The following is a 13,606-nucleotide window of genomic DNA, read 5'->3' on the forward strand; positions in this document are numbered from 1 at the left end:
TGGCTTGCCAAAAGGTTAATAAATCTTATATGGCAATTTCTATACCGAACTAAACCTTTTGCGCAAAAAACTAAATAGCCCTTATACTTATATACGGCTAAATTTTCAAAAAATTAAGACATAGGGTAAGTCTAAGGAGCTCTGCTATGTATGAAGCATTTTACAAAAATTATGAAAGTGAAGTTTTTACTGCCACTATTTTGGTTAAAGAAAATTTAGGTATTGGCCATATTGCCAATTATGGCAACTTTAGCTGCAAAATTCTTGCTATGGTATTACCTGATGGCACTTTAATCGATAATGAGCTTACCCTTAACTGGCCTGTACCATGGGAAAATGCTCCACGATCAGAAACCTTTGATCGCCTCAAAGCACTTAATACTTATGAAGTTGAAGTCTCCAAATACTTAATTGATCCTGACACAATGGATGAGAGCCGTCAGGAGTATTTCTCAAGACATTATTGTTTACGCAAAGTGCTTAAGGCAGATATTAAGCACAGCGCCTTACAAGCTATTAAAGAAGAGTTTTTACGTGAAGTTGCGATAAATGATCCTATGCTAGGCATAATTGTTTTGGATAAGAATATGGGCAACTTTGTATCAGAGGTTGACTGGTGCTCAGGTCAAGACAACGCAAGTGAGGTGCAACTGTATTTAGATGTTGATGAAGACAATGGCGAGACTTGCACTCAATCTCTTAGCCATGCCCATACCATGTTCCAAGCACAAGAAAAGTTTGACCGCTTGATGCGCGAATATGCTGCCCAAAACCTTCTTGAAGATGCCAATAATTGGATAGCCGACGACGACGAACAATCACAACTTTACCCCAACGGCCTAAGCCTTGAAGACTTCATGAAGCGTATTAGACTAAGTGAGCTTTCCATTGATTCTGATGGGTCAATTAGCGCCTTTTATGATGACGACGACATCTTTTGGGGCCATGTCATTATTGTTGAAGGCTCCATACCAAACTTAACATTTGATAGTGCTTATATTGCAGGTTAATTTTAAGCCCCCCACTCTCATGTATTAAGCCGCCTTTAGCCCATACCATCAGCCCAACAGCTCATGCCATGCCCCCACAGCCCAGGCCTATGCCTATGCAAGGGCCAGGGCCAGGGCTTGTTCCAGAGCCACATGGCCATTGCAAAGTGCAATTGCCACGGGCTAAGGCCACGGCCACGAGCCAAGGACAAGACCAAGGCAAAAGCCAGGGCAAGAGCGGCCATAGGACTTACACTATGTTTGACCAGTTTTTTGTTAATTATCAGGCACAGCAATTTGAGGCTATAGTACTGATTCATGAGGTTAAGAGCATTGAGCCATGTAATGATTATGCCATCATGAATGTTGCAAGCTTAATCATGATTCAAAATGAGGGAACCCCTATCATTAAAGATATGCAAATTAGCTTTCCTGTCGACCAAGCTAATTTGATCTCCCCTTTTTCTAATTTGTGCTTTTATCGAGTAATGCTTAGTAAGCACCTTAATCCAAGTTCTAGTAGCTCTTGCTTTTGCTTACGATCTATTATGGAAGGCCCTATTTTAGATGATGCTCTAGAAGAGCTCTGCGATGAAACGATACAAATTCATGTGCAAGACCCTATTTTTAATGATTTAATCTTGATAAGGTCTTTAGGAGCTTTTGCTTGTAGCACTCCATGGTGCAACAATATGGTTAACTTCTATTTTGAGTGCGATCCTTTTAATATGGCTCAGTGCCAAACCTCATTAAGCTTTGGCAAACAAATATTAGCCAACGAAAACTATATCAACAGCCTACTATTTGACTGCGCTCTTACCAATCACGCCCATAGAAGCAATGGCGTTTTTACCCCTTGGGTCAATGCTTTTGCTATTAAAGCTAACGGCTTGTTTAGCGCTCAACTAGCACATAATTTAATGCCCGATCTAGGCTATATTGTAGTTGAAGGCTCAACACTAAATGGAACTATAGTTAGATCTTTTATCACCGCTAGCACTAACTAAAGTTAGTGCCCCTATAGGCTCTATCACAGAGCCTATAAAATTAGCATCCCACCTCTAAGCTCCCTCACCAAGCCCAAGTCATAATCACCTATTCTCCACTTTTGAAGACCATCAAAACCTAGCATGCTCTTAAGCACCACTCTTTATCAAACAGCCAGATATTTGCTAAAAATTAATCAATAGTACTGACTTTTGCTGGTTGCTATGAAGCTAAGTATTAAGCTATATTGCTTTCGTAGGTGTACAAGCATAATGTACAAAAAATTTTTGCTTAAAAAAATTTGAACCACAACACAAGACTACTATTCAGTTAAAGCAATGAGCTAAAAGCATCCTATACTATAGTTAGTTCTTGTTAATACTTTCAATTTTGTCTTCGGTAATACCAATAAGTTTTTTCTTTTTACTAATGGTTGTTAACCTATAGTTTTAGGTGAAGCTAAGACTTGATTGTCTATAAGGAGGTCTTATGGCCAAACTATCCTTCCCTCGTTACTTCATGAGCATATTGGTTAGCTTACTTCTCTGGTTTGCTCCTATAAATGCTCAAGCTGAAGTCTTTGAATCACACTTCTTTACTGTTGATTTAGGTAGTAGTTGGAGAGTTTCAGGACGACCTCACAATATGCCTCATTCGGTTAATGTAAATTTTGTTAATAACAATGCAAAATCAAGCATTAATATAGTAATTGGCTCAGGACAAATTCAACCTTATGCTTTGCTAGTAAATCTGCAAAAGACTCTAAGATCTCAAAAAGCTAAAGTTGGCAAAATTGAACAAGATGGTAGCCTGTTATACTTTGAGTTCAATCTTAATGGTCTGTTAGGCTTCTCTTGCAGCGCCACTAATGGCAAGGATGTTTCAAGCATTACTGTTTTAGGCAACCCTCAAGCTGGCAAGCGATTATTATCCGAAATCAAAGCTAATGATCATCAATTATTCCCTAACTTCTAGTTAATTTTACCCATTAGAAAAAAGCAGCCTTTTTAGACTGCTTTTTTTTTTTTGCCTATAAATCAACGCAAAAAGTACGTTGAGCTGTTCGATTATAGAAGGAGGTATTTTTCAGCCATTGAGTTAACAACTTCTGACTATGATCAGCAATAGGCGGTGCTGGCACCTTATCAACACTATCAGTACGATACAAAATATGTTGAGTCATATCCTGCTCTTTAATAAAGCAGTAATTATGATTATTTTGTTGTTTAAGCCATCTAAAGACATCCTCTTGTTCAGAGGTTAAATTAAGCTTGACGACATCAGATACAAAGAAAGAATAACAGCCAAAACGCTCATCAAAGAAAAACTCACGATAATAGCCTAAATAGTCATAGCAAATAGTCTTAAAGTTGTTTTGCAAATGCTTAGGAATAATGCCGCTATCAAATAATTCCTCTTTGAACTCCCGTGAAAGATCACTAATTTGCTCTCTATGGCATACTAGATCTGGCCCACCTGTATACAAGTCATTTTGAGTTTTTAAATAGGCCATGACCTGCCCTGCCCCATTTAATCCTCGCTCTTGAGCCCAGCCCTTATCAACGGCCAACTCACCAGTCTTATAAACCAAATCGGTAAACATATCGTTCACCTCACAGGCCTCAGACATGCGCTGCTCTAAATTAACTTTAGCCTCTTGATTACTATTTTCAGTGCTAAGACCTTCGTTTTTTACTAGTTCTGTCGAGCAAAAATACTCAAAGAGCATGCGTACTTTGGCAGCTGGTAATAGGAATCTAAAATCATTATCTGAACTTTGTAAGCTCTTAGCTTTGGCATTACTTAAACCACCAGGAATGCTCAGATTATTCAACTCATAATCTGAATCTAACTTGCCCTCACCTTCACCTTCCTTAGAGAGCCAACCATTTAACTGCTCATGGATGCTAGGAGCTGGCTTAGGAGCAAAATACTTGTCTATTACCGCCTTTGACTCATCAAAGTAATGATAGCCGCCACCAACTGGCTGATATCTCCAATTATCAGGATGCTCATTTCCTACTAAAAATAGCTCTCCATCTACCTCAATTTTAAAAATATAAGCAAAAGAGGCTCTAGCTTGGCCAAAATCTGCTTGCACACTCTTATTTGTGTAGGTCATAAATATTATTAACCAGCGACCTTTCCTTTATTAGAAAGTAGCTCGCTGTTAGCCTCTTAATCTACTGTCGCCCGCTCTATACAAAGCTAATCATATAGTTGCACAGCTTAGTTTAATCCAAAATCCCTGACAGCTGAATTGACCCTTTAGATAAAATAAGATCACAGCTCAGCCTGATAAGTTGACAAACAAATATCTGCTTTGAACAAAAGGTCTACCCTAAAACATTTTAGGATGAAAGTTTAGCAAGACAATTAAGGCTGGATAGTGCTAACACCATAATGCCACAACAAAAGAAAATAAGAATGATTCTGTGTTAGCTGCAAATTATCAAAAAAATTTAACTATAAAGATGCATGTCCCACTTATAGACTAACGCACAACATCTGTCTTAACCAAAGCTTAGCACTATCGGCAAGCAATTCCTACCTAAAGAGAGAAAATATCAAGCCTTTTCTTTACCCTTACCAAACCAGAATCAACAGCTATCTTATTAGCCATTCATAAAAACAAGCTCTTTTACCACCATGCGGCACCGCACTGCACTGCCCAGCACTGCACTGTTGCAAGCACAGATGCAAGCGCAGCCTAAATTACTGATGTTTCTTATTAGCTTTTTTCTAAACAAAAGGCCCCAAAAGGGGCCTTTGTTAAATTAAAGATAGGAGTGATAGGATGCTACTTCTTTCTAGCTTTACGTAAACGAGCACGATTGGATAGCATATTCTTTTGAGCATCATTACTTTGTGGCTTTAAATTAAGCTTTTCTAAGCATAATGGATCGTCTAAAGTATCTTTCCACTCTTGCAACCACAGCTCGTCGCAAGGCTTGTCTTTTTGCTCGAGCATGCTAAGTAAAGAGTTATCTTTAAAAGACTCAACATCCTCATTCTTATGGGAGCCATAAGGTATTTGTACACTATCAGCCAGATCAATGGAAGTAACTTCAAGGCTTTCACCTTGCTGTTGTAAAGTAACAACAATGGCATCAGCATGTACTAAACCTAAAGATGCTTCACTTTCTAAGAATTGGTCATCTGTTTTATCAGTAAAAGCAAATAATTTACTTAAAATTTGAAACTTAATAATGTCTTCATCATCAAGAATAATGCGCTCTACATCTAAGTTGTAATTACGTAATAACTTTGGAACAGTTAAATTAGAGCTTAAAACAGGGTCTTTAAAGGAGTAATTAGCAAACTCTTGATCATGATTGCGACGACGTGCCTCTTGCTGATTTTTCATATCGACAATAGGCTGCGCAATAGTATTAATAATGTCTGAGCACAGTTCATCAAAAGAGCTTAAATCGCTAGTTTTTAGCTTTGCTAAACGCTTGGCAATGTCATCAAAGTTACTAGAATCACTCTCTTTTACCAGCACCTCAATGTTTTTGCCATTGATATCAATATCAAAAATGAAATAACCATTATTGATAAAGATCATCTGCTCTGAAGTTTCGTGGGCATCAAAAGGAGAGATATTGTCAGATGGGCAATAATGCACGGACTTAGCCACCTCGGCTAATCCCTTATGCGCTAGTAGCTGCTGGTAAAACTTCAAAGTAGGATGATCTTGGAGCTGTCCTAAAAATACATGCTTAATGCCTACAGCATAGCCGCTAAGATAAGGAGGATCTACATCGATACCAAAACCCTGATAGCTCTCACCTAATACTTGGTTTTTAATTTCATACCACAATATAGATTTACCATCTGGGAAAATTACAATTTCGCTTAATTGTAAAGCGTTATAGAGCTCCTCAAGGCTGCTTACAGCTTTAAAAGCGCTCTTATCTTCTAACTTATCAAACCACTCATACACAAAGACATCACGCAACATATCGGTAATGCCTTCATCCTCAACTTTTAATTGATTATACAAAATGTTTAAAGTCATTAAGGCAGAGGAAAAGTCCTGATCTGGAGCTTCAATCAAACGAACGTTTAAAGAGCGTCCCTGATAGCGATGCTTTGCACAGAGCTCTTCTTGTAACTTCAATACCTGCTCCTGAATACGCTCAGTTAAAGATGCGCTATGGCTTACCTCTTTTTCATCTTCGATGCCTTGTAAGCTGGTATTAGCCTCTGTATTGTTAGCTACCTGTCCCTTTTTGGCAGCTTTAGCAGCTTTTTTGAGAGCCGCTTTTTGTTCTTTGCGTAGCTTGGCTAATTGCTGAGCTTTTTCTTGCTCTTCCTTTTTAAACGCATCTACGCAATCAAAAAGCTTCGGCAATATAATCTTGGTTTGATGATTAGAGACAGGCAATTCATTAAGAGCAAATAAGACAGCCAAATCATCTGATAAAACAAATTTATCCAAGATATCAAGAGGGTTGGAGTAAGTATATTGGTAGGCTCGATTAGGTTCACTAGGAATATCGAACTTAAGATTACTATTTGCATTGTTAGTGAGCGCTTGAGTAAACATCTGTCCAGATACATACTTAAAATCATCGTAATGTTCCATACGATCTAAATTAAGCTTAAAATAGACTTCATGGCAATTCTCATCATGCACAAAGTCTTCATATCCCATTACCTTACAGATAGCTTGCTCAATTTGTGCTCTTAATAGTTTACTCACACATTACTTCCTAAGGAAAATTATAATAAAAGCTACTAAACCAAAGATTATACAAAGAATAAAGCCATTTTGACTTATTACCTAAAGCAACAATAGTTTAGCGTAAATTTAGCATGCACTTTTTAGACCTACCTTTTTATTTTACTACTTGAAGAAATCATATACCAAGAAACTCATATTATCGTGCTTACTTACTTACCTAACACAAGCTCATATGAAAGCTAAGGATAATAGAATATACTTTTTCCCCAAGTTGCAATATTTATGATTATCTCTACTAAGAATCCCATCAATTGGCTAAACAATAATAGTTAACAGCCATTTAAGTTACTCCCTAATATGCGTGCTATTTCACACTTTTAAGTTAATTGTATGTAGCTTTTGGTTAATTTAGTATAGTTTGTGCCATAATCAATCATTGTCCTATCTAACAATATTACAAGCACTTTATTTACATACAGCTTATTGTAGTTAGGACTGCGTTTATTGAAAAAACATGGTTAATGTGTTTGTGTGGCTTTCCTATAGTAATAATTAGTGCTTTTTGACGATTTATTATGAAAGACGAATCTCTTGCTCAGACTTTAAATCAAGATGCTGCTAATACCACTGGCTCCAATCAACAGCTTAATTCAGCTCTGGCACCAGGCAGAATTTTTGAAAACAGTGATAGTTTATTAAATAATAGAGCCAATAATGGTCTTGCGGTGCATCCTATAGGTTCAGGCAAAGCAACTCACACTCAGCCACGCAAAGACCTTAATGAAAACATCAAACATGGTACCTCTGTCTTTCCTTTTGCTGCTTATATTTGGGAACCACAGAACTTTCCATCACGTGTGACCCTACATTGGCACAAAGAGGTTGAGTTAGTAAGATTCTCTAAAGGAAGGTTTAAGATCTCAGTTGATATGCATGATTTAGTAGTAGAAAACGATGCTTTTTTACTGCTACCAGGCAATATTATGCATACTTTTGACTTGCCATCTCATTGTGAAGAAAGTGCCATTGTCTTTGATCCCAAGATGTTGGTCATGTCTCATTATGATGAAGTGCAATCAGAATTGTTTGATGCTCTACTTTCATCAAATATTCCTATTCCACCTATCATTACGCCTGAGCACCCTGCTTTTAGTCGTATTGATAAGCTCTACCGTTATTGTGCTCGTCATGGCGCTACCAAGAATGCTTCTCATCGCTTATTGATTAAAGCTAAGCTCTTGGAAATTATTGCCCTCTATCATGAGTATGGTTTATTAAACCGTAAAGAGGCCAGCAAAAATGTTCTGCCATCTAAGCAGGATAAGCTCAAGGATCTCTTAAATTATATTGATTCCCACTTTGCAGGCCCAATGACCATTAGGGATGCTTCTTTACGTCTTGGTGTAACCGATCAATATTTCTGCCGCTATTTTAAGAAAGTAACAGGCATGTCCTTTACTGAGTACTTAGGAGATCTGCGCCTACGTAGAGCTGCTAAGGACATTGAGCTTACTACTAGACCTATTTCCGATATTGCTTTTGAAAATGGCTTTGAAAATACAGGCTATTTCTTTAAAAGCTTTAAGAGCAAGTTTGGTGTCACTCCTCTAAGATATCGCAAGCACTATATAGAGGAGAACTTAGCTATGGCTAAAGACAACACCGATAATAACGTTGACCATAATCCAACTTTAAGCCCTATTGATATTGACCATACCTCTGCTGCTTTTAACAGTGATATGAATGTCAACAAAACAGCTCCTTCTATTAAGCACAACCATGAGCACCATACTGATCAAGGTACTATTACCTTTAAGCAAAAGAGTGCTAATTACAAAGCTGAAGACACCCAGTACCTAAAAGACCAAGAAGTCTCTTTTAATCAAGATGAAGTTTTGGCTACCACTACTGATACTTTCAGTACTAGTACTAGTGCTAATAACCATAACAGTGCTACTCCAACTCACGACACATCCTTCTTATTTGAAGATGAGGATGAATACGACTTACATAGCAGCCGCTCTAATATTGGTGGTTCTTTTGTCCACAGCAATATTGAGTTCTATGAAGATGACTATGAAACTGATGCAGATACTGAGGAACCACCAGTTGATAGCTATCAAGTACAATCTCATTTCAAAACTCGAGATGAGATCCATAGAGCACTCAAAATGCATAGCATTTCTCATTTAGATGCCCTTGATAATGAGGAAGATCTCTTTGACGACGATGAAATTGAAGAGGCTAACAGCACTAGCTTAGAGCGTGAATTTGCTACTAACCAGTCAATTAATAATAGCGACTCAGGTCTTTATGAAATTGATGATACCAGAGCTTTGTATCCTAACGGCTTGAATAGCAAAATTGCCCCTCATAAGATTAAGGGCAGCCCAAGCAGCGATAGCAAGAACGCTAACATAGCTAGTCGTGAAAACTCGACTGCTAAAAAAACAGTTTTTGCCCTACAAGAGCGCTTAAATCTTGATAGACTGAGTAAGAATAAAGCCTCAGCTAAATCAGCTAGCTCTAAGAGCAACTTAAAAAACTTCAAGGATAGTGATGCGCAATCACCATCTTTAGCAGCTGCGGCTATTGCTAAAAAGACTAAACAACCAATTAACTCTAAACTTAGCGATCAAGATAATCAGATCGAAGAAGAATTTTGGTTTGATGATCAGGGCAATTTGCGCTCTAAAATTAACAAGCGCAAGAGTAAGAGCATTATTGAGCAAGAGTCTAACCTTGAAAAGTCAGCCTCAGCTATTAACAATAAGCCTAATTTAAAGGCTGACACCACTAAAGCCAAGGCCAAAACTCCATCAGAAATTCGTGACAAAATTGCCGAATTAGAACGCAAAAAGAACGATCCTTTTGGCCTTTAACCCCAATCTTTAGCCCCATTGTTCCAAACTCTGGGGCTTTTTATTGATTCTCTCCCAAACTCCCCAATAGCCCCTTAAGCAAGAGCCACCAAATAAAAAATCAAGCAACCGCACTAGCCAGAATACAGGCTCTACCCTACATTACCTAAACTTAACAGCAAGTACTCTACTGATGGCATCCATTACTATCTTATGAAGACGGAGCACCATGGATGTAGACCATGGATGGCAACCGCACTAGCAAGAATACAGACTCTACCCTCCATTACCTAAACTTAACAGCAAGTAATCTACTGATGGCATCCATTACTATCTTATGGAGTCGGAGCACCTTTGGTGGAGACTATGGAAGGTAACCACACTAGCCAGAATACAGACTCTACCCGCAATTACCTAAACTTAGCAGCAAGCTCTCCACTACTGGCATCCAAGGCCATCTTATGAAGACTTAGCACCTGGGCTATTGGTAGAAAAAAATTAATAGGCAAAAGTTTTAATGAGGCAAACTACGGTTGTTTTGTGATAGAGGTCACTAATATTGCCGCCCCTTAATAACTCATGGTTAATCTAGTGTGCTTTTTAGCCAAAAAGTCATAACAGATTATCCTATTAGCTCTCTATAATTGCTCTTGTAGGAACGGGGGTAAATGTTCACTACATCGGCTTTTACTCTTAATTATTTCCTAAAAGTTTATTTTATTCAGAATCTGATTTAGTTTTCGCTATAGGTTAATCTAAGCAAGTTTTTAACCTTTAATAAGCAAGACTAAAGTCATGTGTATGATTTTATAGTTGTACTTTTACATTAGACTGATTAACACTAATTAAGTCATTACGTGTGTGTGTTAGAGTCAGCTATTGTCTAATTGTGTTTGTTTTTATGTAATTGTTGGAGAAGAATATGCAAACCAAGTGGTGGCATGGCAAAGTAGCCTATCAAATTTATCCAAAGAGCTTCAAAGATACCAATGGTGATGGTTTTGGTGATTTACCAGGTATTATTGAAAAGATCCCTTATTTAGCTGACTTAGGTATTGAGCTCTTATGGATCTCTCCTATTTATAAGTCACCTTTTGCAGATCAGGGCTATGATATTGCTGACTACCAAGATATCGACCCTATCTTCGGTTCCTTAGAAGACTTCAAGAAGTTAAAGGCTGAGGCTGATAAGTACGGTATCGGCATTATCATGGACTTAGTTGTAAACCACTGCTCTGATGAGCACGAGTGGTTTAAGAAGGCTAGTGCTGATCCAACTTGTGAAGAAGCCTCTTACTTTATTTTCCGTGAAGGCAAGGATGGCAAAGAGCCAAACAACTTACGTGCTTGCTTCGGCGGCAGCGTATGGGATAAGGTTCCAGGCCAAGACAACCTTTACTACTGCCACTTCTTCCACAAGAAGCAACCAGATCTCGATTGGTTCAATCCAAAACTTCGTGAGAAGATCTATGAGATGATGAACTGGTGGTTAGTGGACATGGGTATTGCTGGCTTCCGTGTTGATGCCATTATGTGTATCGGTAAAGATCCTACCTATCCTATGTACACTCCTGATAGCGTAGGCGATGGCATGTGCTCCTGCGGCGTTATGAACAGCCAAAACGTTGATGTTGCCTTAAACTTCTTACGTGAAATGAATAGCCGTACCTTCCACCCTAACGATAAGTTCTCCGTAGGTGAAGTATTTGGTATTTCTAAGGACAACGTAAAAGACTTTATTGGCGATGATGGTGTATTTAGCTCCATCTTTGATTTCTCCGCTCGTGAAGCTTTAACCAAGCACTTCTGCTTCTATGGCTTTGAGAAGTTAAGCGTAGCCCAATACCGTAAGGTAATTTTTGAGGCTCAAAAGACTGCTGGTGATATTGGCTTCTTAGCTCCAGTTATCGAGAACCATGATGAGCCACGTGGTGTTTCTACCTACTTACCACTTATGTGGTAAAACGCCAAGGGTGCTAAGGCCTTAGGTACTGTAAACCTCACCTTAAAGGGCGTTCCTTTCGTATTCCAGGGCCAAGAGCTTGGTATGCTTAACACCAAGTTTGACAACATCGATGAGTTAGATGATTGCCAGAGCAAGGATCAATACCAGATGTGTCAAGAGCAAGGCTTATCTGAGACCGTTACTATGCAGGTCTTAAATGATCAAGCCCGTGACCATGGCCGTGTTCCAATGCTATGGGATGATAGCGAGTACGCTGGCTTCTCAACTGTTAAGCCATGGATGAAGGTTAACCAGGACTACAAGACTGTTAACGTAGCCTCTGAGCAAAAGGATCCTAACTCTGTACTTAACTACTACAAGACCTTAATCAAGTTACGTAAAGATCCTAAGTACATTGAGGCCTTTACTTATGGTGAGTTTGTTGCCTTAGAGGATCCAAACGACCACACCATCGCTTACTTACGTAAGGGCAAAGAGCACACCTTAATGGTAGTTGCAAACTTTGGTGCTGCTCCAGTTAAGTTTGACGTTAACGAGAACAGCCAAATCTTATTATGCTCCGATAAGGCTACCATCGAGAACAAGCAAGTGATTGTTCCAGAAGGCACTGCTGTCATCGTATTGCTTTAATTAAGGTTTAAACACCAAAAGGCAATATTTCTGCCTACACAACTAAAGCTCATTTGAGCACACACCTCAAGAGGCCTTGTTTACCCACAAGGCCTCTTTTTATTTTTTGTAATCATAAGTGACCAACCCCACAGGCGAGCACTAGGCAAGTGCTTGGCAAGACCAATGAGACTCCAGATCATCAAAGTTAACCTATTTGCCCAAACAGCTCTCTATACTAGCTCCTACTAGTGCATTAAAATGGATAGTTTTTGTAAATTTTGGAATAAAAATGCAACTATTTGATGCAAAGTTGCATGTTATTTTTCGCACGTTTTTACAGTTTTTTTAAATAGACATAGGGAGATAATTAGAAAAACTAACTCTTGCTATGTGTGTATGCAGTTGTATTAATTGTTTAAGATAATTATGTACTAAAGAGATTCCAGATTTATCTGATAAAGGCTTTTTATCCTAGCCCTCTAGTAGATTAGCTGTTTGTCTTTGATATCTCATCTCTTCTGTCATATTACTCTAGTGATTAAGCAACTATTTGATAGTGTCTAAACCCTAACCGTCTTCTTTAGAAAAACTTTGGTTAAGAGGTTTAGACCAATTACTCTTTAGGAGTTAATATGCTTTTTCCGATTTTTGCCAACAACCCCAATAAGAATCAAAATTTGGGATTTAGTGAGAAGTTTGCCTATGGCTTAGGTGATTTTGCCTCTAATATCATGTGGGCACCAGCAGCAGCTCTCTTACTCTACTATTACACTGAATTTGTAGGTGTAAACATTGCGATAGTTGCTACTATCATGTTCTTTTCTCGATTTTTAGATGGCTTTTCAGACCTTTTTGTCGGCTGGTTAGTTGAGCGCACTAATAGCCCTTATGGCAAAACTCGTGTTTGGATTTTGCGCATGATCGTACCTTTCTTTATTGCTATGGTGGCAATGTTCTCTGTGCCATCAGGTATGGGCGAAACCTTTAAGTACGTTTATATTTTCTTCTCCTACAACTTTGCTATTACTGTAGTTTACACAGCCATCAATCTTCCTTATGGCGCTCTTACTACAGCCATTACCTCTGATAGTTATCAACGCTCTATCATTACGATCTATCGTATGATTTTTTCTACAACTGGCTACACTTTATCCATGCTTGTAGCTCTGCCAATGGTTGAGTTTTTTGGCAACGATCAATTTGCTTGGTCTATCACCTTTGCCATTTTAGGTGCAATTGCCTGCTTGAGCTTCTTTATTACCTTTATCTTCTGCCAAGAGCGTATTGTTGAGCCGCCAGCACCTAAGACCTCTTTAAAGAAAACTTTAAGCGATATTAAAGAGATTTTTCACAACAAATATTGGCTTTATTTAACGCAACTTGGGGAGATGAATTTTGTATAATTTTAGTATAACCGTAATCAAGGAGCTAGAATGCCTAAATCCGAGCCTTATGTTGCACCTAAAATTAATGAGTCAATAGATTCATTAGATTCTTTTTT

At 38.4% G+C, this 13,606-nt stretch carries 9 protein-coding genes; 7 read left to right on the forward strand and 2 right to left on the reverse strand.

The features are described 5' to 3' along the window. Positions 1 to 146: 146 nt before the first annotated feature. The 3 genes from MXE38_RS03065 to MXE38_RS03075 all read left to right on the forward strand — a co-directional run bounded on the left by MXE38_RS03065 (position 147) and on the right by MXE38_RS03075 (position 2,951). Positions 147 to 1,010 carry a DUF2262 domain-containing protein gene (locus MXE38_RS03065; protein WP_246911171.1) on the forward strand — a complete coding sequence of 288 codons (864 nt, stop codon included), beginning with the start codon at positions 147 to 149 and terminating at the stop codon, positions 1,008 to 1,010. A 236-nt stretch (positions 1,011 to 1,246) separates the two neighbouring features. Then, positions 1,247 to 1,996 (forward strand): hypothetical protein, encoded by a 750-nt coding sequence (locus MXE38_RS03070; protein WP_246911174.1) that lies wholly within the window; start codon positions 1,247 to 1,249, stop codon positions 1,994 to 1,996. Between the two features lie 469 nt (positions 1,997 to 2,465). Continuing rightward, on the forward strand, positions 2,466 to 2,951 hold the full coding sequence (locus tag MXE38_RS03075) for a hypothetical protein (protein ID WP_246911175.1): 486 nt from the start codon (positions 2,466 to 2,468) through the stop codon (positions 2,949 to 2,951). Between the two features lie 55 nt (positions 2,952 to 3,006). Here the strand turns inward: MXE38_RS03075 and MXE38_RS03080 are convergent, their stop codons facing one another. Further along, the gene (locus MXE38_RS03080) at positions 3,007 to 4,098 is read right to left on the reverse strand and encodes a hypothetical protein (protein ID WP_246911176.1); all 1,092 of its coding nucleotides are present in this window, start codon (positions 4,096 to 4,098) and stop codon (positions 3,007 to 3,009) included. 678 nt (positions 4,099 to 4,776) lie between these two features. After that, entirely contained in the window at positions 4,777 to 6,684 is a 1,908-nt protein-coding gene (locus MXE38_RS03085) for a hypothetical protein (protein WP_246911177.1), read from the reverse strand. 557 nt (positions 6,685 to 7,241) lie between these two features. On the opposite strand from MXE38_RS03085, the gene MXE38_RS03090 reads away from it, so the two are divergent. The 4 genes from MXE38_RS03090 to MXE38_RS03105 all read left to right on the forward strand — a co-directional run bounded on the left by MXE38_RS03090 (position 7,242) and on the right by MXE38_RS03105 (position 13,508). Next, positions 7,242 to 9,548, forward strand: a complete 2,307-nt coding sequence (locus MXE38_RS03090) for an AraC family transcriptional regulator (protein ID WP_246911178.1) — start codon at positions 7,242 to 7,244, stop codon at positions 9,546 to 9,548. A gap of 901 nt (positions 9,549 to 10,449) precedes the next feature. Next, positions 10,450 to 11,490: an alpha-amylase family glycosyl hydrolase gene (locus MXE38_RS03095; RefSeq protein WP_246911184.1), complete on the forward strand. Its 1,041-nt coding sequence runs from the start codon at positions 10,450 to 10,452 to the stop codon at positions 11,488 to 11,490. A gap of 84 nt (positions 11,491 to 11,574) precedes the next feature. Further along, positions 11,575 to 12,123: an alpha-glucosidase C-terminal domain-containing protein gene (locus tag MXE38_RS03100; protein ID WP_246911186.1), complete on the forward strand. Its 549-nt coding sequence runs from the start codon at positions 11,575 to 11,577 to the stop codon at positions 12,121 to 12,123. Positions 12,124 to 12,737: 614 nt separating this feature from the next. Then, a complete protein-coding gene (locus tag MXE38_RS03105; RefSeq protein WP_246911188.1) occupies positions 12,738 to 13,508 on the forward strand; it encodes an MFS transporter in 771 nt (256 codons plus the stop codon). Positions 13,509 to 13,606 lie beyond the last annotated feature (98 nt).

Origin of the sequence: Anaerobiospirillum sp. NML120448 (genome assembly GCF_023050945.1) — a bacterium.
Classification (GTDB): domain Bacteria; phylum Pseudomonadota; class Gammaproteobacteria; order Enterobacterales; family Succinivibrionaceae; genus Anaerobiospirillum.

What these genes read in the sequence shown, in the direction of transcription:
- MXE38_RS03080 (WP_246911176.1), bottom strand. Translation starts at nt 4,098, where the DNA reads ATGACCTACACAAATAAGAGTGTGCAAGCAGATTTTGGCCAAGCTAGA.
- MXE38_RS03090 (WP_246911178.1), top strand. Translation starts at nt 7,242, where the DNA reads ATGAAAGACGAATCTCTTGCTCAGACTTTAAATCAAGATGCTGCTAAT.
- MXE38_RS03065 (WP_246911171.1), top strand. Translation starts at nt 147, where the DNA reads ATGTATGAAGCATTTTACAAAAATTATGAAAGTGAAGTTTTTACTGCC.
- MXE38_RS03100 (WP_246911186.1), top strand. Translation starts at nt 11,575, where the DNA reads ATGCTTAACACCAAGTTTGACAACATCGATGAGTTAGATGATTGCCAG.
- MXE38_RS03105 (WP_246911188.1), top strand. Translation starts at nt 12,738, where the DNA reads ATGCTTTTTCCGATTTTTGCCAACAACCCCAATAAGAATCAAAATTTG.
- MXE38_RS03070 (WP_246911174.1), top strand. Translation starts at nt 1,247, where the DNA reads ATGTTTGACCAGTTTTTTGTTAATTATCAGGCACAGCAATTTGAGGCT.
- MXE38_RS03095 (WP_246911184.1), top strand. Translation starts at nt 10,450, where the DNA reads ATGCAAACCAAGTGGTGGCATGGCAAAGTAGCCTATCAAATTTATCCA.
- MXE38_RS03075 (WP_246911175.1), top strand. Translation starts at nt 2,466, where the DNA reads ATGGCCAAACTATCCTTCCCTCGTTACTTCATGAGCATATTGGTTAGC.